Below are 21,726 nucleotides of genomic sequence, written 5' to 3' on the forward strand. Positions count from 1 at the left end.
GACATATTATAGGGCGGCCGAGCCCCTGCGGCAGCCCTCACTCTACGCAGGGGTCACCACGGCAGGCCGCATAGGTCGATGGTGCCCAGCGTCGGCGCGCGGACGATGTTGAAGACGTAGGGCGCCATGGCGGTGAAGCGGATCCGCCCCTCCGGCTGCTCGCAATAGACTTCGCCCTTGAAGGGCAGCCAGCTCCGGGTCTCGTAGAACGAAAAATTGTGTGGTTCGCAGAAGAGCAGCGCGAAGCGAACGGCCTCGTTGGCGCGAATGGTGTGAACCGCCGCGTCGATCGCTACGGTCGCATAGCCGCGACCGCGCCGGTCCTCGCGGGTGCAGACCCCACCGATGCCGCCGATATGGACCTTCTGCCCGTTCCAGATAACGGTGCGGAAGTAGATGCCGACATGGCAGACGAGACCGTCCTCGGGCGTCTCGATCAGCACGCGCAGGTCCGCATTGGCCCATTTGACGTGAGCCCAGGCCGGCTTCTCCGCGGCGTCTTGATCCCAGACCGCGCTGAGCAGCGGCTTTGCGATCGGCAACGAGGCGTCGCCGTTCAAAATGTCGATCTCGATGCTCATGGCTTTGTCTCTCGCAACGCGGCTGCGCGGTTCATTCGTTCTGTCATAACCGGTTCAAAGGCAACGATATTCTGCGGCCGGCGATCGGCCCGGGTTGAATGTCCCTCGGTGCTGCGAAGTTATGCAATCCGGCCAAGCCGTGGCATCACGTCTTTTCGCAAATTCTGAGGTATTTAACGGCGGTGGAACCTTCTATAAGAGTCCCCGTTAAGCCAGTTCCCCATCAGTCGCGGACAACATCCCATGACCTTTACGCTGCCCCCCCTCCCTTACGCCTATGACGCCCTCGGCCAGTTCATGTCGAAGGAGACGCTGGAATTCCACCACGACAAGCATCATCAGGCCTACGTCACCAACGGCAACAACGCGCTCAAGGGGACCGAATGGGAAGGCAAGTCCCTTGAAGAGATCGTCAAGGGCTCGTTCGGCAAGAACCCCGCGGTGTTCAACAATGCCGGCCAGCACTACAACCACATCCACTTCTGGAGCTGGATGAAGCCCAATGGCGGCGGCACCAAGCTGCCGGGCAAGATCGAGAAGAAGATCAACGAGGACCTCGGCGGCTTCGAGAAGTTCAAGACCGACTTCCAGGCGGCCGGCGTCGGCCAGTTCGGCTCCGGCTGGTGCTGGCTCCAGGTCAAGAACGGCAAGCTCGAGATCTCCAAGACCCCGAACGGCGAGAATCCGCTGGTGCATGGCGCCACCCCGATCCTCGGCTGCGACGTCTGGGAGCACTCCTATTACATCGACTACCGCAACCGCCGCCCCGATTATCTCAAGGCGTTCGTCGAGAACCTCGTGAACTGGGAATACGTCGAGTCCCTGCTCGAGAAGGCGTAAGGCCTCGTTGTCATTCCGGGGCGCCCGCAGGGCGAACCCGGAATCCAGAAGTTGTGGCGCGAGATTCCGGGCTCGCACTTCGTGCGCCCCGGAATGACAGAAAACAAAAGGCGGTCGCTCGCGCGGCCGCCTTTTTGCTGTGCGGAATTGCCCTGCGTGGCGCGCGCACCGGTCTGTCATCGTACTGTTTGCATCGAATGGACGCCGCCCTTAATCAGGAACGGCATCACCCTCGAGCGACCGAGCCCGTTGTCAGAACCTTCCCCGAAGAACCCGGCGCCTGCCGAGGACGCGGAGTCCGAACCGCGGCCGGGGCGGGTCCGCAAGCCGATCGGCTGGTCGACGATCATCATCGCCGCGCTGGTCGCGGTGAGTGCGACCTTGGTCTGGCGGCGTGACGGCACCGACGGCGTTCTCGACATTCTGACCCACGATCTGTCGCTGTTCTCAGGCATCCTGCCGCGCGTGCTCGCCGGCTGCCTGCTCGGGGCCTTCATCTCGGAGATCCTGCCGCACGAAAAGGTCTCGCGCTCGCTCGGACCGAAATCCGGCCTGATGGGGCTGCTGATCGGCACCGCCTTCGGCGCGATCCTGCCGGGCGGTCCCTTCACCGCCTATCCCGTGGCGAGTGCGCTGCTCGCAGTCGGCGCCGATTTCGGCGCCACCATCGCCATGGTCGTGAGCTGGACCCTGATCGGCTATGGCCGGGCGGTGGCCTGGGAAATCCCGATCATGGGCACCGACTTCACGCTGTGGCGGATTCTGATCTCGCTGCCGCTGCCGGTACTCGCCGGTGCGCTCGGCCGCTTCGTCTATGTCCGGCTCTATCCGAAGCGCGAAAGCGACGAGGACGCGGCATGAGCGCCGCGCTTTTCATCGACATCCTGTTGTGGGGCTCGGTGTTCGGCGTCGGCCTGATCGCCTTTCGCCGCGGCCCGCCTGTGTTCAAGGCCTCGCTGCGCGAAGGCGCGATGGATTTCATCAACATCGTGCCGCGCATCGCGCTGGGCGTGATCGGCTCCGGCTACATCGCCGCGATCATCCCGCAGGAGGTGATCACCGGCTGGCTCGGGCCGGACAGCGGCTGGCTCGGGGTTGCGACCGCCGTGGTCGCCGGCGCCGCCACGCCGGGCGGGCCCGTGATCGGCTTCTCCATCGGCACGGTGGCGCTGAAGTCGGGTGGCGGGGTGCCGCAGGTGGTGGCCTATGTCGTAGCCTGGGCCCTGTTCGCCTTCCAGCGGGTGATCTTGTGGGAAATCCCGTTCATGCCGGCCCGTTTCGTCTGGTTCCGCTGCGCCGTGTCGGTGCCGTTTCCTTTCGTGGCAGCTGCCATCGCGATGGTGATCGGCAAGCCGTGAGCCCAGCGTGGACAGGGGTTATGTTATAATATAACGTTCCGAAATGGTTCCCGCCGCGTCCCACGCCCACCATCACGACCATGCCCATGGCCATTCTCATGACCACGCGCATTCGCATGGGCACGACCACACCCACGCCCATGTCCACGACGCGGCCTCGCCGCATCCGGCCCAAGCGGCGCCCTGGTCGATCCTGCGCATGACCATGGCCGCGCGCCTTGGGGCCGCGCTCGCCGTCTGTGCCGTGCTCTGGGGCGTGGTCTTCCTGGCGATGAGGTGACGATGGCGGCGCTCCACTTTCACAATGTGACGCTCGGCTATGACCGGCATCCGGCCGTGCACCATCTCAACGGCGAGGTTGCGCGGGGTGCGCTGGTCGCCGTGATCGGCCCGAATGGCGCGGGCAAGTCGACCCTGCTGCGCGGCATCGTCGGCATTCTCCGGCCGCTCGACGGCAGCATCCATCTCGGCGGGCTCGACTCTCGCGATATCGCCTATCTGCCGCAGAGTGCGGAGATCGACCGCAGCTTCCCGATCTCGGTGTTCGACTTCGTCGGCACCGGGCTGTGGCGCGGGACCGGCCTGTTCGGCGGCATCGGCAAGGCGGCGCGCGGGAAGATCTTGCGCGCGATCGCCTCCGTCGGCCTCAATGGCTTCGAGAACCGCCCGATCGGCACGCTCTCGGGCGGCCAGATGCAGCGTGTGCTGTTCGCGCGCGTGTTGCTCCAGGACGCAAGCCTGATCGTGCTGGACGAGCCCTTCAACGCCATTGACAGCAAGACCACGGCCGACCTGCTCGCGCTGGTCAAGCACTGGCACGGTGAGGGCCGCACCGTGCTCGCCGCGCTGCACGACATGGAGATGGTGCGCAACCATTTCACCGAGACGCTGGTGCTGGCGCGCGGCCCCGTGGCGTGGGGACCGACGGTGGAGGTGCTGACGCCGGAAAACCTTCTGGTGGCGATGCGGATGTGCGAGGCGTTCGACGACAGCGCCGCGGCCTGCGCCGCCGACGATACCCGCTCGCGGGCGGCGTGATCACCGATGCTCTACGACACGCTGGTCGGTCCCTTCACCGAATTCGAGTTCATGCGGCGGGCGCTGGCCGCCGTGATCGCATTGTCGCTGGCCGGTGCGCCGATCGGCGTCTTCCTGATGCTGCGGCGGATGAGCCTCGTCGGCGATGCCATGGCGCATGCGATCCTGCCCGGCGCGGCGGTCGGCTTCCTGCTCTCCGGGCTCAATCTGTTCGCGATGACGGCCGGCGGGCTGATCGCAGGCTTTGCCGTCGCGATCCTCGCCGGCGTCGTCGCGCGCTCGACCGGGCTGAAGGAGGACGCTTCGCTCGCGACCTTCTATCTGGCCTCGCTGGCGCTCGGCGTCACCATCGTCTCGATCAAGGGCACCAATATCGACCTGCTCCACGTGCTGTTCGGCAACATCCTCGCGATGGACGACCAGACCCTGCTGGTGGTGGCCTTCAACGCCACCGTGACGCTGCTGGTGCTCGCCGTGATCTACCGCCCGCTGGTGATCGAGAGCGTCGATCCCTTGTTCTTGCGCACAGTCAGCCGCGCCGGTGGTCCCGCGCATCTCGCCTTCCTGGCGCTGGTCGTGATCAACCTCGTCAATGGCTTTCAGGCCCTTGGCACGCTGCTTGCGGTCGGCCTGATGATCCTGCCGGCGGGTATCGCGCGGTTCTGGTCACGCGATCTCACCGTCATGATCTGCATCGCGGTGGTCGCTGCCGCGGCTTCCGGCTATGCCGGCCTCGTGCTGTCGTTCCAGACTCGCGTGCCGTCAGGCCCTGCGGTCATTCTCGTGGCGACGGTGCTCTACATCGTCTCCGTGCTGTTCGGCCGCGTCGGCGGCATCGTCCGGCAGATGTTTCCCGGCCGGCATCTGGAAGCGTGACGGGCGATGCGCTTCCTTCTGCTCCTTGCCTTGCTGACCATCGCCTCGCCGTTGCAGGCCGCGGAACGGCTCAACGTCATTGCGAGCTTCTCGATCCTCGGCGACTTCGTCCGTAACGTCGGGGGAGATCGGGCCAACGTTACGACGCTGGTCGGCCCCGACAGCGACGTCCACGTCTATACGCCGGCGCCAGCCGATGCGAAGCGGATCGCGGAGGCGAAGCTCGTCATCGTCAATGGGCTCGGGCTGGAGGGTTGGCTGCCGCGTCTCGTGCAGTCCGCAGGGAGCAAGGCCGTGGTGGTCACCGCGAGCGCCGGCATCGTGCCGCTGAAGCTCGGTTCGGCCGCCGACCCCCATGCCTGGCAGTCGGTCCCCAACGCCAAGGTCTACGTGACCGATATCGCCAATGCGCTGGCGGCGGCCGCCCCGGATGATGCGGAGTTCTTCCGGGTCCAGGCAAAAGCCTATCTGGAAAAGCTCGAAACGCTCGACCGCGAGGTCCGCGAGGCCGTGGCGAAAATCCCGCCAGAGCGGCGCAAGGTGATCTCGACCCATGACGCCTTCGGCTATTTTTCCGCCGAATACGGTATCCAGTTCATCGCCCCCCTGGGGGTCTCCACCGAAACCGAGCCGAGCGCACGCGACATCGCGGCCATCATCGGCCAGATCAAGGCCCAAAAAATACCGGCCGTGTTCCTGGAAAATATCAGCGACGACCGGCTGATCCGGCGGATCGCGGCCGAGACCGGCTCAAAAGTCGGCGGGACCCTGATTTCGGACGGTTTGACCGGCGAAAAGGGGCCGGCACCCACTTACATTGATATGGTCAGGCACAATATAAAGGCGCTGACCAGCGCGCTTGACCACTAGGGCAGGGGCCACCCCGCCTCGCGTCGCGCGAAAAGCCCGAAGTCCGGAGTTGTTATGTCTGAAGCGACCTCTCAGAAAATTCCCGTGACCGTCCTGACCGGCTATCTCGGTGCCGGCAAGACCACGCTCCTGAACCGCATCCTGTCGGAGAATCACGGTAAGAAATACGCCGTCATCGTCAACGAATTCGGCGAGATCGGCATCGACAACGACCTCATCATCGGCGCCGATGAGGAAGTGTTCGAGATGAACAATGGCTGCATCTGCTGCACCGTGCGCGGTGACCTCGTGCGCATCATGGACGGCCTGATGAAGCGCAAGGGCAAGTTCGACGCCATCATCGTCGAGACCACCGGCCTTGCCGATCCGGCGCCGGTCGCCCAGACCTTCTTCGTCGACGAGGACGTGCAGAAGAATGCGCGGCTCGATGCCGTGGTCACGGTGGCCGACGCCAAATGGCTGTCCGATCGGCTCAAGGACGCGCCCGAGGCCAAGAACCAGATCGCCTTTGCCGACGTCATCGTGCTGAACAAGACCGATCTCGTCAGCAAGGGCGAGCTTGCCGAGGTCGAAGCCCGCATCCGCGGCATCAATCCCTATGCGAAACTCCACCGCACCGAGCGCTGCTCGGTGGCCCTGGCCGACGTGCTCGACCGCGGCGCCTTCGATCTCGACCGCATCCTCGACATCGAGCCGGACTTCCTGGAGGCCGACGATCATGACCACGACCATGATCACCACCATCACGGCCACGATCATCACCACCATGATCACGGCCACGGCCTGAAGCATTATCACGACGAGGACATGCAGTCGCTGTCGCTCAAGACCGACAAGCCGCTCGATCCGAACGTGTTCATGCCCTGGCTCCAGAATTTGGTGCAGGTCGAAGGCGGCAAGATCCTGCGCTCCAAGGGCATCCTCGCCTTCCACGACGACGACGACCGCTACGTCTTCCAGGGCGTCCACATGATGCTGGAGGGTGACCACCAGCGGAAGTGGAAGGAGGGCGAGCCGCGCGAGAGCCGCCTCGTCTTCATCGGCCGCGAATTGCCGGAAGAGACCATCCGCAAGGGTTTTGAGAGCTGCATCGTCTCGTGATGAAAGAGTTTTCGCCGGCCCCCGATTCCGCCTCGATCGTCTCCGTCAGCGATCGCGTCAAGCCGGTTATGCTCGGCATGGGCGTGACCTCGGTGCATTTCCTCAGGGATCGCGCCGCCTTCGTCGGCGGCGAGGAGAATGTCGCGTTCGTCGATGACAAAGGTGAGATCAGCACGGTCACTGTTCACAGCGGCGGCATTCTCTCCACCGCTTGCGACGGCAAGCGCCTGGTGATGGGCGGCGACGACGGCAAGGTCGTCTCGCTCGACGCCAAGGGCGAGGTGACGCTGCTCGCCACCGATCCCAAGCGACGCTGGATCGATGCGGTGGCGCTGCACGCGGACGGCTCCTACGCCTGGTCGGCCGGCAAGACGGCTTTCGTCAAGAGCGGCAAGTCCGAAGAGAAGTCGCTCGAGGTGCCCTCGACCGTCGGTGGGCTTGCGTTCGCGCCCAAGGGACTCCGGCTCGCAATCGCCCATTACAATGGCGCGACGCTGTGGTTTCCGAACATGGCGGGATCAGCCGAATTCCTGCCCTGGGCCGGCTCGCATCTCGGCGTCACCTTCAGCCCGGACAACAAATTCCTGGTCACCACCATGCACGAGGCGGCGCTGCATGGCTGGCGGCTTGCCGACAACAGGCATATGCGGATGACCGGCTATCCCGGCCGCGTCCGCTCGATGTCCTGGAGCGCGGGCGGCAAGGGGCTCGCGACCTCGGGCGCCGACACCGTCATCATTTGGCCGTTCGCCAGCAAGGACGGTCCGATGGGCAAGGAGCCCGCGATGCTCGCGCCGCTGCAGGCGCGGGTGTCGGTGGTCGCCTGCCATCCGAAGAACGACATCCTCGCCGCCGGCTACAGCGACGGCACCGTGCTGATGGTGCGGCTGGAGGATGGCGCCGAGATCCTGGTCCGCCGCAACGGCACGCCGCCCGTGGCCGCGATCGCCTGGAATGCGAAAGGCACGCTGCTCGCTTTCGCCGATGAAAATGGGGACGGCGGAATGCTGGAGCTTTAAACGGTCATCCTTTAGGCCGTAGGGTGGGCAAAGGCGCCCTTGCGCCGTGCCCACGATCTTTTTGCATTGACGGGAGCCGTGGGCACGCTTCGCTTTGCCCACCCTACCGCGACTGACATTCATGCGATTTCTGACGACCTTCCAGCTTGCTGATTTCCTCGACACGCTAATCAGCCTGACCACGGCCTTCGTGCTGGGCACGCTGATCGGTGCCGAGCGGCAATATCGCCAGCGTACCGCGGGCCTGCGCACCAATGTGCTGGTCGCGGTCGGCGCGGCCGCCTTCGTCGATCTCGCCATGCAGCTGGACGGCGCCGACGGCGCGGTGCGGGTCATCGCCTATGTCGTCTCGGGCATCGGCTTCCTCGGCGCCGGTGTCATCATGAAGCAAGGCATGGACGTGCGCGGGCTCAACACCGCTGCGACGCTATGGGCTTCGGCCGCGGTCGGCTCCTGCGCCGGTGCCGACATGATAGCGCAGGCGGCGGCGCTGACCGTCTTCGTCATCGCCGGCAACACCATGCTGCGCCCCCTGGTCAACGCCATCAACCGCATCCCGCTGAACGAGAAGGCGCTGGAGGCGACCTATTATTTCAAGCTCGCGGTTGCCGCCGACGCCCTGCCCGACATGCGCGACCGCCTCGTCGACAAGCTCGAGGGTGCGAAATATCCGGTGGCGGGCATCGAGGTCGTCGAGCTCGGCGAGGACATGCTGGAGATTGTCGCCAAGCTCGTCGCCAGCGCGGTCGACCCGAACGAGCTGAACGCGGCGGCGACCGACCTCCAGCATCTGCCCGGCGTCCGCCACGCGACGTGGGAAGTCAGCACGACGGAGTGAGCGCGGCGTTTTGGCGCGCAGGCTGCAGTTCCCCCTCGCCGGGAACGGAACCCTGGTCCGGCAATTTCGTTGATCCCGCGGACAAAGGCGGTGATCGACATGACAGTCAATGACAAGCGCAGACTGAAACTCGACCTTCTGATCGCCTGTTCGCTGTTCGCAGCAGGTGTCGTTATATCGGGCATATCGATCGCGCAGATCCGTGCCGAGAGCCGGATGCAGCTGGCGCAGGCGACACCGCCGCTTCAGGGCACGCCCTCTGACGAGCAGAGCAAGGTGCCCGCGGAAGCCAAGCCCGGCGGCGACCGGCCGACCACGCCGGCCCCCGAGCCGGCGCGGCCTGAGCCGCAGACACAAGGCGCGGCGACCAAACCGGCACTGCCGCCGGCACCGGCCGAGAAGATCGCGCCGCCGATCGAGAAGAAGTAGCTGTCTGATAGACCAACGGTGTCATCGTCCGCGAAGGCGGACGATCCAGTATTTCAGAGACCGTAGTGATTGAACCGAGACGCCGCGGCGTACTGGATGCCCCGCCTTCGCGGGGCATGACAGCTGTGGGTGGGGCCGAAGCCCGCGCCCCTCACCGCACCAGAATGTTCTTGAACTGCCAGGGATCGCTGGTGTCGATGTCTTCCGGAAACAGTCCCGGACGATCCGTCAGCGGCGTCCAGTCGGTGTAGAACCCCTTCACTGGGCCGAGATAGGGCAGCTGGATTTCCAGCAGGCGATCGAAATCCATCTCGTCGGCTTCGACGATGCCTTCCTTCGGGTTCTCCAGCGCCCACACCATGCCGCCGAGCACGGCAGAGGTCACCTGCAGGCCGGTGGCATTCTGATAGGGTGCGAGCGCGCGGGTCTCTTCGATGGAGAGCTGCGAGCCGTACCAGTAGGCATTGTTGTCGTGGCCGAACAGGAGCACGCCGAGCTCGTCGATGCCGTCCACGATCTCGTTCTCGTCGAGGATGTGGTGCTTCTCCTGCATCTTCGCGGCGCGGCCGAACATCTCGTGCAGTGACAGCACGGCATCGTCGGCGGGGTGATAGGCATAGTGGCAGGTCGGCCGGTAGATCGCCTTGCCCGATGCGTCGCGCACCGTGAAGTAGTCGGCGATCGAGATCGACTCGTTGTGGGTGACGAGGAAGCCATATTGCGCACCGCGGGTCGGGCACCAGGTACGCACGCGCGTGTTGGCGCCGGGCTGCATCAGGTAGATGGCGGCGCCGCAGCCGGCTTCATGGGTCCGCGCGTTCTCGGGCATCCATTTTTCATGGGTGCCCCAGCCGAGCTCTGACGGCTGCACGCCTTCCGACAGGAAGCCTTCGACCGACCAGGTGTTGACGAACACGTCGGGCTCTTTCGGCTTCTTCGAGCGCTGGGTGTCGCGTTCGGCAATGTGAATGCCCTTGATGCCGGCCTGCCGCATCAAATCCGCCCATTCGGCCTTGGTCTTCGGCTTGGGGGCATTGAGCTTCAGATCGGCGGCGACGTTGAGGAGCGCCTGCTTGACGAAAAAGGAGACCATACCGGGATTGGCGCCGCAGCAGGAGACCGCCGTGGTCGAGCCCGCGGGACGCGCGCGCTTGGCCGCCAGCGTGGCTTCGCGCAGGGCGTAATTGGAGCGCGCTTCCGGACCCTTCGAGGAGTCGAAATAGAAGCCCAGCCAGGGCTCGTTGACGGTGTCGATGTAGAGCGCGCCGAGCTCGTTGCAGAGCTCCATGATGTCGGTGGAGCCGGTGTCGACCGAGAGATTGACGCAAAAGCCCTGGCCGCCGCCTTCGGTGAGCAGCGGGGTCAGCAACTCGCGGTAATTGTCCCGGGTCACGGCCTTCTGGATGAAGCGCACATTGTGCTTTTCGCAATGCGCCTTGCGGCCCTCGTCCTTGGGATCAATCACGGTGACGCGGGACTTGTCGTAGTCGAGATGCCGCTCGATCAGCGGCAACGTGCCTTTGCCGATGGAGCCGAAGCCGACCATGACGATGGGACCGGTGATCTTCGCGTAGATCTGCGAGGCGGGGCTCATGGGATGGTTTTCTCCGGAACGTGCTGGCAAACAAATGGTGAGGGGTGGATCAGGCGCTGCGGCGCTTGTCAGACGCTGCGGCGCTTGGCGGTGACTTCGATCTCGACCTTCATCTCGGGCTTGGCGAGGGCGCTGACGACCAGCAACGTCGCCGCCGGCCTGATGTCACCGAGGACCTCGCCGCAGACGGCGAAGTGGGCGTCGATGTAGCTGGCGTCGGTGACGTAGTAGGTCGCACGGACAATATCGGCCATCTCGAATCCGCCCTCTTTCAGGGCAGCTTCGATGGTCTTGAAGCAGTTGCGTGACTGGCTCGTGACATCGGCCGGCATCGTCATCGTGGTGTAGTCAAAGCCCGTGGTTCCCGCGACGAAGGCGAAATCGCCGTCGATCACGGCGCGGCTGTAGCCGACCGTCTTCTCGAGGGGAGAGCCGGTGGAGATGAGGCGACGGGACATGCTTCGGACCTCGACTGAAAGGGGTGTTTCGCGGGGTTAAAGGGCGTTTCTCGAGCCTGCGCAACCCCGAAAGATCAGGCGTCAGGACGGCGCAGCCAAGCGTTGCCGCTTTACGCGGCTTCGGTCGTCGCCATCATGGCAATCCCTCAGGCCGCGTGCGCATGGAGGGCGCGAAGGATCCTCCGTTTGGACAGGGGCGCGCCGGTCGGGACGATCATCCCCTCGGCGCCATCGAGCGCACCCGCCTGGAATTCGATCGCGAGCAGCCGGTCGCGCTCGAACGGGCCGGGCAGCGCCAGCGCGCCGGTCTTCTCGCCCGAGAAGCCGAAGCGGGCATAATAGGGGGCATCGCCGAGCAGGATGACGGCTTCATGCCCGCGCGCTCGGGCGGCGGCCAGCGCTTGATGCATCAGCGCGGCGCCGATCCCGAGCTCGCGGCAGGCAGGGTCCACCGCCAGCGGTCCGAGGACCAGAGCGGGCCTGCCTCCGGCGCTGACGTGCCACAGCCGCACGGTTCCCACGAGCTTGCCCTCGCGCACCGCCGACAGGGCAAGGCCTGTGGCGGGCGCGCGTCCGTCGCGCAGGCGCTGGCAGGTGCGGTCATGGCGGTTCTCGCCAAAGCAGGCATCCAGCAGCGCTTCACGGGCGGCGACGTCGACAGCACGTTCCGCACGGATCGCGAACGGAGCGGCTTTCGAGGTGAGGGCGATCTGTGGCTTCCGAAAAGCAGTCATGGCGCGTCAGTCCCCGCTTGAACCGGCGTGCGCGCAGCACGCCTGTCCAAGACGTCGTCAGATCGAACTGTCAGGGAGGAGCCGGCAAGCCGGCTCCCGGGTTCGTCAGGCCTCAGAGAAAGAGGCGGATCAGATATGGTACGTCCGCAGCGGCGGGATGCCGTTGAACGCCACCGACGAGTAGGTCGACGTATAGGCCCCGGTGCCTTCGATCAGCACCTTGTCGCCGATCTCGAGCGTGACGGGGAGCGGATACGGGCTCTTCTCGTACAGCACGTCGGCGCTGTCGCAGGTCGGACCCGCGAGCACGCACGGCGTCATGTCCGCGCCGTCATGACGGGTACGGATGGCGTAGCGGATCGACTCGTCCATCGTCTCGGCGAGACCGCCGAACTTGCCGATGTCCAGATAGACCCAGCGCACCTCGTCCTCGTCGCTCTTCTTCGAGATGAGCACGACCTCGGATTCGATGATGCCGGCGTTGCCCACCATGCCGCGGCCCGGCTCGATGATGGTCTCCGGAATCTGGTTGCCGAAGTGCTTGCGCAGCGCGCGGAAGATCGAGCGGCCGTAGGTCACGACCGGCGGCACGTCCTTCAGGTACTTGGTCGGAAAGCCGCCGCCCATGTTGACCATGGACAGGTTGATGCCGCGCTCGGCGCAGTCGCGGAACACCTGCGAGGCCATCGCCAGCGCACGGTCCCACGCCTTCACCTTGCGCTGCTGCGAGCCGACATGGAACGAGATGCCGCACGGCTCCAGGCCCAGGCGCTTGGCAACGTCGAGCACCTCGACGGCCATTTCCGGGTCGCAGCCGAACTTGCGCGACAGCGGCCACTCGGCGCCGGCGCAGTCATAGAGGATGCGGCAGAACACCTTCGCGCCGGGTGCGGCACGGGCGACCTTCTCGACTTCGGCGGCGCAATCCACGGCGAACAGCCGGATGCCGAGCGCGAAGGCGCGCGCGATGTCGCGCTCCTTCTTGATCGTGTTGCCGAAGGAGATGCGGTCGGGCGTCGCACCCGCGGCCAGCGCCATCTCGATCTCGGCGACCGTCGCGGTGTCGAAGCAGGAGCCCATGGATGCCAGCAGCGCCAGCACTTCCGGTGCCGGGTTCGCCTTGACGGCGTAGAACACGCGGCTGTCGGGCAGCGCCTTGGCGAAGGTCTGGTAATTGTCGCGCACGACCTCGAGGTCGACGACGAGGCACGGCTCGGTGTCGAGGCCATCCTTGCGGCGGTTGCGCAGGAATTCCTGGATACGTTCGGTCATAGCACTCTCCAAAGCGGCCCCAGCGACGGAGCTCGTTCAAAGTGGTTCTCGGACGAGGGTGCTACGCCGCTGCCGCACGATGGAGACGCGACAGGGCAAAGACCCCTAGACCGAATTGTGCTGCCGTGGATTGGTTGGGAATTTCCCGCCCGCACACCTGGCAATGAAGGACAAGCCTTTTCAGTAGCCCGCGCCGGCGTTGGAATGCCGGTAGAGACCAAAAAAGCCCGATCCGTCGTTGCTTTAAGTCGCGTCCCCCGTTGAGAGCGGGGTGCGCCGGTTCGCCTCCGGCTGCCAGTCACGGTTGCAAAGAGCGAAGTCACCTTCGACAAGGCATCTCTTTGAGAGAGATGCTGGACGCTCCGGGTTTGCTTCTTCGTCCGACCTTCAGGCCTTGCGACCTTCCGTCTTCCGACTTCCGCACTTCCGAAGAGCCCCTCGGCTTCTTCACCCCTTGGCGGCTGTCCGGCCTCTTGTCCGGATACCTACCGACTGACACACGACCACAGGCACGTGCGAAATTGGGCAAGAGCGCACATAAGCGTTTTGAATCAGCTTCGCAAGAATTTTTTTAGGCTGAGAACAGAATTGCCTAACATCTGCTTGCGCGGTGTTGCGCGAGCGACGCGGAAGATGAACACGCGTTAAGTTTTCTGCGGCAGCGCGCGCGTCTCTCGCGCGCGAGAAGCGTCAGCGGCGCTTCGTGAAGGGCTCGACACGCTGGGCCGCGCGGATGAACGCGGTCATCACGAGCACACCGAGCGCGAACAGCACGGCCTGCAGGATGTGCGTGCCCTGGTCGCCGAGGCCGAACAGGATCGCGAGCGCCCAGCCGCCGGCGAAGGCCGCGCCGAACACCTCCGCACCGATCAGGATGGCGGCGCTGATGACGGTGATGACGCTTGGCCAGGCGATCTGACGGGACGAGGAGGAAGGCGCGTTCATGAGCTCAGGGATCCCTAGTCTGTCGAGGGCCGCAATCTCCCCGAAAAGGCGGCCGGGAGCAAGGGCAAATGGCCCAAAAAAGCCCTATCGCGTGCTATAGCTGGCCGCAACAATTGAGCCACGAAATCGGGACTTGTGATGTCAGAACCCCGCCAAATTACGGACTCCGAGACCAACCCGCTGCTGAAGGCCTGGGTGACGCCGTTTGCGACCCCGCCGTTCGACGAGATCAAGCCCGAGCACTTCCTGCCGGCCTTCGAGCAGGCCTTCGCCGACCACTCCGCCGAGATCGCGGCGATCACCAACGATCCGGCGGCGGTCGACTTCGCTAACACCATCACGGCGCTGGAGCGCTCGGGCAAGCTGCTGAGCAAGGTGGCGGCCGTGTTCTACGACCTCGTCTCGGCGCATTCCAACCCGGCCATCCTGGAGATCGACAAGGAGGTCTCCCTGCGGATGGCACGGCACTGGAATCCGATCATGATGAACGCCGTGCTGTTCGGCCGCATCGCCCAGCTGCACGAGAACCGCGCCAATCTGGACCTGGCTCCGGAGCAGCTTCGCCTGCTGGAGCGCACCTACACCCGCTTCCACCGCGCCGGCGCCGGCCTCTCCGAGGAGGCCAAGATGCGGATGGCGGAGATCAACGAGCGGCTCGCCCAACTCGGCACCAGCTTCAGCCATCATCTGCTCGGCGATGAGCAAGACTGGGTCATGGAGCTGGGAGAGGCCGACCGCCAGGGCCTGCCGGAGAGCTTCGTCGCCAGCGCCAAGGCTGCGGCAGAAGAGCGCGGCATGGAAGGCAAGGCCATCGTCACGCTGTCGCGCTCCTCAGTCGAACAGTTCCTGAAGAGCTCCGCCCGGCGTGATCTGCGCGAGAAGGTCTACAAGGCTTTCACCGCGCGGGGCGACAACGGCAATGCCAACGACAACAATGGAACCATCGTCGAGGTCCTCAAGCTGCGTGAAGAGAGCGCCAAGCTGCTGGGCTATCCGACCTTCGCCGCTTACCGGCTGGAGGACTCCATGGCCAAGACGCCGGATGCGGTCCGGAGCCTTTTGGAGCGGGTCTGGAAGCCGGCCAGAGCGCGGGCGCTCGCCGACCGCGACGACATGCAGGCGCTGATCACGGAAGAGGGCGGCAATTTCAAGCTCGCTCCCTGGGACTGGCGCTTCTACGCCGAGAAGCTGCGCCTTCAGCGCGCCAATTTCGACGATGCCGCGATCAAGCCGTATCTGTCGCTCGACCAGATGATCGCCGCCGCCTTCGACTGCGCCACGCGCCTGTTCGGTATCACCTTCAAGGAGCGCAAGGACGTTCCGGTCTGGCATCCCGACGTCCGGGTCTGGGAGGTCAAGGGCCCCGACGGCAAGCACAAGGCGCTGTTCTATGGCGACTACTTCGCCCGGCCGTCGAAGCGCTCCGGCGCCTGGATGACCTCGCTGCGCGACCAGCAGAAGCTCGACGGCGATGTTGCGCCGCTGGTTCTCAATATTTGCAATTTTGCCAAGGGCGCCGGCGGCGAGCCTTCGCTGCTGTCGCCCGACGATGCCCGCACCCTGTTCCACGAGTTCGGCCACGGCCTGCACGGCATGCTCTCCAACGTGACCTATCCGTCGCTGTCGGGCACCTCCGTGTTCACCGATTTCGTCGAGCTGCCGTCGCAGCTCTACGAGCACTGGCAGGAGCGGCCCGAGGTGCTGCAGAAGTTCGCCCGCCACTACCAGACCGGCGAGCCGCTGCCGGACGAGCTGTTGCAGCGGTTCCTGGCCGCGCGAAAATTCAACCAGGGCTTTGCCACGGTCGAATTCGTCTCCTCGGCCCTGGTCGATCTCGAATTCCACACCCAGCCGGCCGAAGCGGCGCAGGATGTCCGCGCCTTCGAAAAGAAGGAGCTGGAGAAGATCGGCATGCCCGAGGAGATCGCGCTGCGTCACCGGCCCACCCAGTTCGGTCACATCTTCACCGGCGACCATTATGCCGCCGGCTATTACAGTTACATGTGGTCGGAGGTGATGGACGCCGACGCCTTCGGCGCCTTCGAGGAGGCCGGTGACATCTTCGACCCCGCCGTCGCCAAGCGCCTGCACGACGACATCTACGCCTCGGGCGGATCGGTCGATCCCGAGGCCGCCTATGAGGCGTTCCGCGGCCGCCCGCCGGAGCCCGACGCGCTGCTGCGCCGGCGCGGCCTGCTCGATGACGCGAAGGCGGCCTGATGGGCATGCGCGCCCTGTTCGGATCGCTGCTTGCCGCCGGCCTGTCGCTCGCGGCAGGCACGGCGCAGGCCCATCCGCATGTCTGGATCACCGCGACCAGCGAGCTGCTCTACGCGGCCGACGGCTCCATCACCGGCGTCCGCCACGCCTGGACGTTTGATGACATGTTCTCGTCCTATGCGGTGCAGGGGCTCGAGAGCAAGACCAAGGGCGCCTATACGCGCGAGGAGCTTGGGCCGCTGGCGCAGACCAACGTCGAGTCGCTCAAGGAATACGCCTACTTCACCTTCGCGCGAGCGGACGGCAAGAAGGAGCGATTCCAGGAGCCGGTCGACTATTTCCTCGACTACAAGGATACGGTCCTGACCCTGCACTTCACGCTGCCGCTGAAGAACCCGGTCAAGTCCAAGCAGCTGGTGCTCGAAGTGTTCGACCGCTCTTTCTTCATCGACTTCCAGATGGCCAAGGAGAGCCCGGTGAAACTGGTGGGCGCGCCCGCCGGCTGCCAGATGAAGCTGGAGCGCCCGAGCGACGGCACCGCGAGCGCGCAGAAGCTCAACGAGCAGACCTTCATGAACGGCGAGAACTCGAATTTCGGCATGATGTTCGCCAACAAGATCACGGTGGATTGCCCTTGATCGGCCGTCTTCGCTCTCCGCTCGCCTGCGGGCTTCTTGTCTGCGCCGCCGTCTTCCTCGTCATGGGCGTGGCTGATGCGGCGCTTCACGATGTCTTCGCGCAAAATCCCTTTGGCGCGCCGCGCCCGGCGCAGGCGGCCCAGCCCGAGGCCAGCGGCCTCATCGGCTGGCTGCTGGCCAAACAGTCGGAATTCTATCGCCAGATGTCGGCAACCATTCGCGCCGCCAAGTCCGATGGCTCGGCGGTGTGGACGCTGCTCTTCATCTCGTTTGCCTACGGCATCTTCCACGCCGCCGGCCCCGGCCACGGCAAGGCAGTGATCGCCTCCTATCTCGTCGCCAACCGCGAGACCGCGCGGCGCGGCATCGCGCTGTCGTTCGCCTCGGCGCTGATGCAGTCGCTGGTGGCGATCCTCATCGTCGGCATTTCTGCCTGGGTGCTGAATGCGACGGCCAAGACCATGTGCAAGGCGGAAGGGGCGATCGAGATCGCGAGTTACGCCCTGATCGCGCTGTTCGGGCTGCGCCTCGTCTGGGTCAAGGGCCGCATTTTCATCCGGGCGCTGCAGGCGGCCCAGCCGGTGCCGGCGATCGCCGGCGTGCCGCATCATCACGATCACGGTTATGATCATGCCCACCACGGGCATGACCACGTCCATGACGAGCATTGCGGTCATTCCCATGGCCCCACGCCGAGCGAGCTCGCCGGCCCCGGTGGCTGGCGGCGCGGCTTCGCTGCGATCCTGACCGTCGGCATCCGCCCCTGCTCGGGCGCGATCCTGGTGCTGGTGTTCGCGCTCGCCCAGGGCCTGTTCTGGGCCGGCATCGCCGCCACCTTCCTGATGGGATTAGGCACCGCGATCACGGTCGCGGCCATCGCGGTCGTCGCCGTCTCCGCCAAGGACATCGCCGCCCGCCTCAGCGCAGGGCGCGACGGCGGCGGCGCGCTGTTCATGCGCGGCATCGAATTCGCGGCTGCTGGCGTCGTGCTGCTGTTTGGCGCGGGCCTGTTGTTCGGCTACATCGCGGCCGAGCGGACGACGTGTTTCTAGGCGAAGGTCTCGTAGCCCGGCTGGAGCGCAGCGCAATCCGGGACAGTGCCGCCGTGGAAAGACCCCGGATTACGCTTTGCTCCATCCGGGCTACGGTCGCAAACCTCACACCGGCAGAAACCGCTTCAGCGCCGGCATGAAGAAGATCCCAAGATTGATCGCAAAGCCGATGCTCCAGAGGATCGAGCGCAGCGTCGGGCGGTTGCCGAGATAGGTCAGCACATAGGCAAGGCGCACGATGAGGAAGAGGGCCGCGAGCTCGTCGATCAGCCGCTGCGGCGAATCCCTGAATTCGGCGAGCAGCACCGCGAAGGCGAAGAACGGGAAGGTCTCGATGCCGTTCTGGTGCGCGCCGAGCGCGCGCTGCGAGAGCGCGTCCTCGTAGAAGGCGGGGTCGCGTGGCCGGGAATTGTCGAAGCGGCGAAACCTGATCCATTTGATCGAGCCGATCGTCGACAGATAGAGCAGCAGCGCTCCAAAGACGCACCATTCCGCGAGTGTCATCTTTGCCTCCCCTGCCTGGGTGCGACCCTAGCGAAACCGGCCTCATCTTGACAAGTTCGGACCAACGCGCGACCCACAGAGCCATGACCAGTGTCGTCCCCATCGAGGCCGCGAGACCGGCCGCCCAATCCGCCTTGCCGCGCGCTGGCGTGCTCCTGATCAATCTCGGAACGCCCGACACGGCCGATGCGCCCGGCGTGCGGGTCTACCTGAAGGAGTTCCTCTCGGACGCCCGCGTCATCGAGGACCAGGGCCTGGTCTGGAAGTTCGTGCTGAACGGCATCATCCTGCGCAGCCGCCCCCGCACCAAGGCGCTCGACTACCAGAAGATCTGGAACACCGAGAAGAACGAGTCGCCGCTGAAGACCATCACGCGGTCGCAGAGCGACAAGCTGGCCGCCGCCCTGTCGGACCGGGCCCACGTCGTGGTCGACTGGGCGATGCGCTACGGCAATCCCTCGATCAAGTCGGGCATCGACGCACTGATCGCGAAAGGCTGCGAGCGCATCCTGGCGGTCCCGCTCTATCCGCAATATTCCGCCTCGACCTCGGCGACGGTCTGCGACGAAGTGTTCCGCGTGCTCGCCCGTTTGCGTAACCAGCCGACGCTGCGGGTGACGCCGCCTTATTACGAGGATGCGGCCTATATCGAGGCGCTTGCCGTCTCGACCGAGACGCATCTGGCAACGCTGTCCTTCAAGCCGGAGCTGATCGTGGCGTCGTTCCACGGCATGCCGAAATCCTATGTCGACAAGGGCGACCCCTATCAGCAGCACTGCATCGCCACCACCGAAGCGCTGCGTCGCCGGCTCGGCATGGACGAGACCAAACTGCTGCTGACCTTCCAGTCGCGCTTCGGCAATGCCGAGTGGCTCCAGCCTTACACCGACAAGACCATGGAGCGGCTCGCGAAGGAAGGCGTGCGCCGCCTCGCGGTGGTGACGCCGGGCTTTTCCGCCGACTGCCTGGAGACGCTCGAGGAGATCGCGCAGGAGAACGCCGAGATCTTCAAGCACAATGGTGGCGAGCAGTTTTCTGCGATCCCCTGCCTCAACGACAGCGACCCGGGCATGGACGTGATCCGCACCCTGGTGCTGCGTGAGCTCCAGGGCTGGATCTGATGGGCGTCCCATGAACCGCCGAGAGTGTCTGGCGTTTCTTGGGATGATCGCGGCGCTGCCGGTCCCAGTCCTGGCGCAACAACCGAACGCGGCACGTCGGCTTGGCGTGCTCTCGGTCACGGCTGCCGATGATGCGATCGGCCAGACGCGCAGCATGGTCCTGCTCGAGGCGCTCGCCGGACATGGCCTGAAAGAGCGCGACAACCTCAAGATCGACTGGCGCAGTGGTGGCGGGGACCGCGCGCGCATCGCGCGGCTCGCCGACGAGCTGATCGCGCTCAGGCCCGACGTCCTGCTGGCGGTCGGCACGCCTTCGGTCGAGGAGCTGCGCCAGCGCACCACCACGATCCCGATCGTGTTCGCCGTCGTCACCGATCCCGTCAGCCAGGGCTTTGTCGAAAACCTCGCGCATCCCGGCGGCAACGTCACCGGCTTTACCGATTACGACGGCCCGTTGGCCGGCAAATGGCTGGAGATGCTGACGCAGGTCACGCCAAAGGTGTCTCGCGTCTTCGTCGTCTACAATCCCGCCACCGCCCCGTTCGCGCCGCTGATGCTGCGCACGATCGAGGACGCCGCACGGACCCTTCAGGTGACGGTCGAGCCCGCGCCGGTGCATGACGCCGTCTCCATAGCAGCGGTGGCGTCGCGGAGGGACGGCGGCCTTCTGATCCTGCCGGACTTCTTCACCATGGCCAATCGCGGCCAGCTTCTGGCGGCGATCGCGCAGGCGCGCGTGCCGGCGGTGTTCTGGAGCCGCACCTTCGTCGAGGAGGGCGGGCTGATGTCCTACAGCACCGACAGCGCCGAGCAGCTCCGCCGCGCCGCGGACTATATCGACCGCATTCTGAAGGGCGCGCGGCCAGCCGACCTGCCGGTGCAGAACCCCACCAAGTTCGAGCTCGCGGTCAACCTGAAGACGGCGAGGGAGTTCGGCGTCACACTTCCCCCGGGCCTCATCGCACTCGCGAATGACGTGATTGAATGAAGTCGGTCCAACGTGCGCTTTCAGATTCGTTAATTTTCGCCGCTAGGTTTCCGCTGCACGCTTTCAAGGTCCCGCCGCAAATACATATCGTGATCCTTCCCCGCCTGGATGACTTGTGCAGAATTAGCCCGATACCGACGTGAATTGCGACCGCTGAACCGGTAGGGTTGCACTCCCGACCAATGACAGCGCGGGAATAGGCATTTTCCTGCCTTGGAGGAAATATGAGCGGTTTCGACATTTTCGCGATTGTTCTGGTGTTGCTCGTCATCGTCACGCTGGTTGCCGGCGTGAAGACGGTGCCGCAGGGCTATGACTGGACCATCGAGCGGTTCGGCAAATACACCCAGACGCTGAGCCCCGGGCTCAATCTGATCGTGCCCTATTTCGATCGCGTCGGCCGCAAGATCAACATGATGGAGCAGGTGATCGACATCCCCGAGCAGGAGGTCATCACCAAGGACAACGCCACGGTAACGGTGGACGGCGTTGCCTTCTACCAGGTATTCGACGCCGCGAAGGCGAGCTACGAGGTCGCCAATCTGACCCAGGCGATCACGGTCCTGACCATGACCAACATCCGTTCGGTGATGGGATCGATGGATCTCGACCAGGTGCTGTCGCACCGCGACGAGATCAACGAGCGCCTGCTGCGCGTCGTCGACGCCGCGGTGTCGCCCTGGGGCGTCAAGGTCAACCGCATCGAGATCAAGGACATCGTGCCGCCCGCCGACCTCGTCGAAGCCATGGGCCGGCAGATGAAGGCCGAGCGCGTCAAGCGCGCCGACATCCTCGCCGCCGAAGGCCAGCGCCAGTCCGAGATTTTGCGCGCCGAGGGCGCCAAGCAGGGCCAGATCCTCCAGGCCGAAGGCCGCCGCGAGGCCGCCTTCCGCGACGCCGAGGCGCGCGAGCGTCTGGCCGAGGCCGAAGCCAAGGCGACGCTGGCGGTGTCGGAAGCGATCGGCAAGGGCGACGTCGCCGCGTTGAACTATTTCATCGCCGACAAATATATCAAGGCGTTCGGCCAGTTCGCGGACGCGCCGAACCAGAAGATCATCATGCTGCCGATGGAAGCAACCTCCATGCTGGGCTCGCTCGCCGGCATCGGCGAGATCGCAAAGGCAACGTTCGGCGAAAGCGCCGCCTCCGCAGCCGCCGCCGCGCGCCGCACCGGCTCGGTGCCGACGACCGGCAGCACGCCGCCGGCGGTGGCGCCGCGGCAGGGATAGTCACCGGAGCATGTCCCTCCG

General features: G+C 65.2%; 24 protein-coding genes. 17 read left to right on the forward strand and 7 right to left on the reverse strand.

The window, feature by feature from the left end; genetic code table 11:
- Positions 1-53 precede the first annotated feature (53 nt).
- A complete protein-coding gene (locus tag GGD66_RS16135) occupies positions 54-581 on the reverse strand; it encodes a GNAT family N-acetyltransferase (RefSeq protein ID WP_183258326.1) in 528 nt (175 codons plus the stop codon).
- A 243-nt stretch (positions 582-824) separates the two neighbouring features.
- On the opposite strand from GGD66_RS16135, the gene GGD66_RS16140 reads away from it, so the two are divergent.
- The 11 genes from GGD66_RS16140 to GGD66_RS16185 all read left to right on the forward strand — a co-directional run bounded on the left by GGD66_RS16140 (position 825) and on the right by GGD66_RS16185 (position 8,950).
- Positions 825-1,421 carry a superoxide dismutase gene (locus GGD66_RS16140; RefSeq protein WP_018316199.1) on the forward strand — a complete coding sequence of 199 codons (597 nt, stop codon included), beginning with the start codon at positions 825-827 and terminating at the stop codon, positions 1,419-1,421.
- A gap of 249 nt (positions 1,422-1,670) precedes the next feature.
- Positions 1,671-2,282 carry a permease gene (locus GGD66_RS16145; protein ID WP_026201624.1) on the forward strand — a complete coding sequence of 204 codons (612 nt, stop codon included), beginning with the start codon at positions 1,671-1,673 and terminating at the stop codon, positions 2,280-2,282.
- Positions 2,279-2,779: a hypothetical protein gene (locus GGD66_RS16150; RefSeq protein ID WP_092255560.1), complete on the forward strand. Its 501-nt coding sequence runs from the start codon at positions 2,279-2,281 to the stop codon at positions 2,777-2,779. The genes GGD66_RS16145 and GGD66_RS16150 overlap by 4 nt, the downstream gene beginning before the upstream one ends.
- A gap of 43 nt (positions 2,780-2,822) precedes the next feature.
- The gene (locus GGD66_RS41500) at positions 2,823-3,059 is read left to right on the forward strand and encodes a hypothetical protein (RefSeq protein WP_092255557.1); all 237 of its coding nucleotides are present in this window, start codon (positions 2,823-2,825) and stop codon (positions 3,057-3,059) included.
- Between the two features lie 2 nt (positions 3,060-3,061).
- On the forward strand, positions 3,062-3,817 hold the full coding sequence (locus GGD66_RS16155) for a metal ABC transporter ATP-binding protein (RefSeq protein ID WP_183236641.1): 756 nt from the start codon (positions 3,062-3,064) through the stop codon (positions 3,815-3,817).
- A gap of 6 nt (positions 3,818-3,823) precedes the next feature.
- Positions 3,824-4,693: a metal ABC transporter permease gene (locus tag GGD66_RS16160; RefSeq protein WP_183258327.1), complete on the forward strand. Its 870-nt coding sequence runs from the start codon at positions 3,824-3,826 to the stop codon at positions 4,691-4,693.
- Between the two features lie 6 nt (positions 4,694-4,699).
- Positions 4,700-5,563: a metal ABC transporter solute-binding protein, Zn/Mn family gene (locus tag GGD66_RS16165; protein ID WP_183258328.1), complete on the forward strand. Its 864-nt coding sequence runs from the start codon at positions 4,700-4,702 to the stop codon at positions 5,561-5,563.
- Positions 5,564-5,617: 54 nt separating this feature from the next.
- Positions 5,618-6,664: a GTP-binding protein gene (locus tag GGD66_RS16170; protein ID WP_092255549.1), complete on the forward strand. Its 1,047-nt coding sequence runs from the start codon at positions 5,618-5,620 to the stop codon at positions 6,662-6,664.
- Positions 6,664-7,683, forward strand: a complete 1,020-nt coding sequence (locus tag GGD66_RS16175) for a WD40 repeat domain-containing protein (protein WP_183258329.1) — start codon at positions 6,664-6,666, stop codon at positions 7,681-7,683. The genes GGD66_RS16170 and GGD66_RS16175 overlap by 1 nt, the downstream gene beginning before the upstream one ends.
- Before the next feature lie 121 nt (positions 7,684-7,804).
- Complete coding sequence (locus GGD66_RS16180; RefSeq protein WP_018316190.1) at positions 7,805-8,521, forward strand: MgtC/SapB family protein; 717 nt, start codon at positions 7,805-7,807, stop codon at positions 8,519-8,521.
- A 99-nt stretch (positions 8,522-8,620) separates the two neighbouring features.
- The gene (locus tag GGD66_RS16185; RefSeq protein WP_026201622.1) at positions 8,621-8,950 is read left to right on the forward strand and encodes a hypothetical protein; all 330 of its coding nucleotides are present in this window, start codon (positions 8,621-8,623) and stop codon (positions 8,948-8,950) included.
- A gap of 151 nt (positions 8,951-9,101) precedes the next feature.
- Here GGD66_RS16185 and GGD66_RS16190 read toward each other — a convergent pair whose 3' ends face one another.
- From GGD66_RS16190 to GGD66_RS16210, 5 genes are all read right to left on the reverse strand, one after another.
- On the reverse strand, positions 9,102-10,544 hold the full coding sequence (locus GGD66_RS16190) for a homospermidine synthase (RefSeq protein WP_092255541.1): 1,443 nt from the start codon (positions 10,542-10,544) through the stop codon (positions 9,102-9,104).
- Positions 10,545-10,612: 68 nt separating this feature from the next.
- Positions 10,613-11,002, reverse strand: a complete 390-nt coding sequence (locus tag GGD66_RS16195; protein WP_183258330.1) for a RidA family protein — start codon at positions 11,000-11,002, stop codon at positions 10,613-10,615.
- A gap of 146 nt (positions 11,003-11,148) precedes the next feature.
- Positions 11,149-11,736 (reverse strand): GNAT family N-acetyltransferase, encoded by a 588-nt coding sequence (locus GGD66_RS16200; RefSeq protein ID WP_092255536.1) that lies wholly within the window; start codon positions 11,734-11,736, stop codon positions 11,149-11,151.
- 129 nt (positions 11,737-11,865) lie between these two features.
- Positions 11,866-13,008, reverse strand: coding sequence for a type III PLP-dependent enzyme (locus tag GGD66_RS16205; protein ID WP_018316185.1), 1,143 nt, complete (start codon positions 13,006-13,008; stop codon positions 11,866-11,868).
- 690 nt (positions 13,009-13,698) lie between these two features.
- Entirely contained in the window at positions 13,699-13,953 is a 255-nt protein-coding gene (locus GGD66_RS16210) for a hypothetical protein (protein ID WP_018316184.1), read from the reverse strand.
- Positions 13,954-14,091: 138 nt separating this feature from the next.
- Here GGD66_RS16210 and GGD66_RS16215 point away from each other — a divergent pair, with 138 nt between their 5' ends.
- Genes GGD66_RS16215 through GGD66_RS16225 form a run of 3 tightly spaced genes read left to right on the forward strand, consistent with a single transcriptional unit; the run spans position 14,092 to position 17,863 of the window.
- Positions 14,092-16,173, forward strand: a complete 2,082-nt coding sequence (locus tag GGD66_RS16215; protein WP_092255533.1) for a M3 family metallopeptidase — start codon at positions 14,092-14,094, stop codon at positions 16,171-16,173.
- Complete coding sequence (locus tag GGD66_RS16220; protein ID WP_018316182.1) at positions 16,173-16,811, forward strand: DUF1007 family protein; 639 nt, start codon at positions 16,173-16,175, stop codon at positions 16,809-16,811. Before GGD66_RS16215 ends, GGD66_RS16220 begins: the two co-directional genes overlap by 1 nt.
- Positions 16,802-17,863 (forward strand): nickel/cobalt transporter, encoded by a 1,062-nt coding sequence (locus GGD66_RS16225; protein ID WP_210321583.1) that lies wholly within the window; start codon positions 16,802-16,804, stop codon positions 17,861-17,863. The genes GGD66_RS16220 and GGD66_RS16225 overlap by 10 nt, the downstream gene beginning before the upstream one ends.
- A 105-nt stretch (positions 17,864-17,968) precedes the next feature.
- Here the strand turns inward: GGD66_RS16225 and GGD66_RS16230 are convergent, their stop codons facing one another.
- Positions 17,969-18,367 carry an MAPEG family protein gene (locus tag GGD66_RS16230; protein WP_018316180.1) on the reverse strand — a complete coding sequence of 133 codons (399 nt, stop codon included), beginning with the start codon at positions 18,365-18,367 and terminating at the stop codon, positions 17,969-17,971.
- 83 nt (positions 18,368-18,450) lie between these two features.
- Between GGD66_RS16230 and hemH the strand changes: the two genes are divergently transcribed.
- The 3 genes from hemH to GGD66_RS16245 all read left to right on the forward strand — a co-directional run bounded on the left by hemH (position 18,451) and on the right by GGD66_RS16245 (position 21,705).
- Positions 18,451-19,488, forward strand: coding sequence for a ferrochelatase (hemH, locus tag GGD66_RS16235; protein WP_183258331.1), 1,038 nt, complete (start codon positions 18,451-18,453; stop codon positions 19,486-19,488).
- Positions 19,489-19,498: 10 nt separating this feature from the next.
- Positions 19,499-20,476 (forward strand): ABC transporter substrate-binding protein, encoded by a 978-nt coding sequence (locus GGD66_RS16240; RefSeq protein WP_183258332.1) that lies wholly within the window; start codon positions 19,499-19,501, stop codon positions 20,474-20,476.
- 224 nt (positions 20,477-20,700) lie between these two features.
- Positions 20,701-21,705 carry an SPFH domain-containing protein gene (locus GGD66_RS16245; protein ID WP_183258333.1) on the forward strand — a complete coding sequence of 335 codons (1,005 nt, stop codon included), beginning with the start codon at positions 20,701-20,703 and terminating at the stop codon, positions 21,703-21,705.
- The last annotated feature ends 21 nt before the right edge of the window (positions 21,706-21,726 follow it).

Origin of the sequence: Bradyrhizobium sp. CIR48 (assembly GCF_014198315.1) — a bacterium.
Lineage (GTDB): Bacteria > Pseudomonadota > Alphaproteobacteria > Rhizobiales > Xanthobacteraceae > Bradyrhizobium.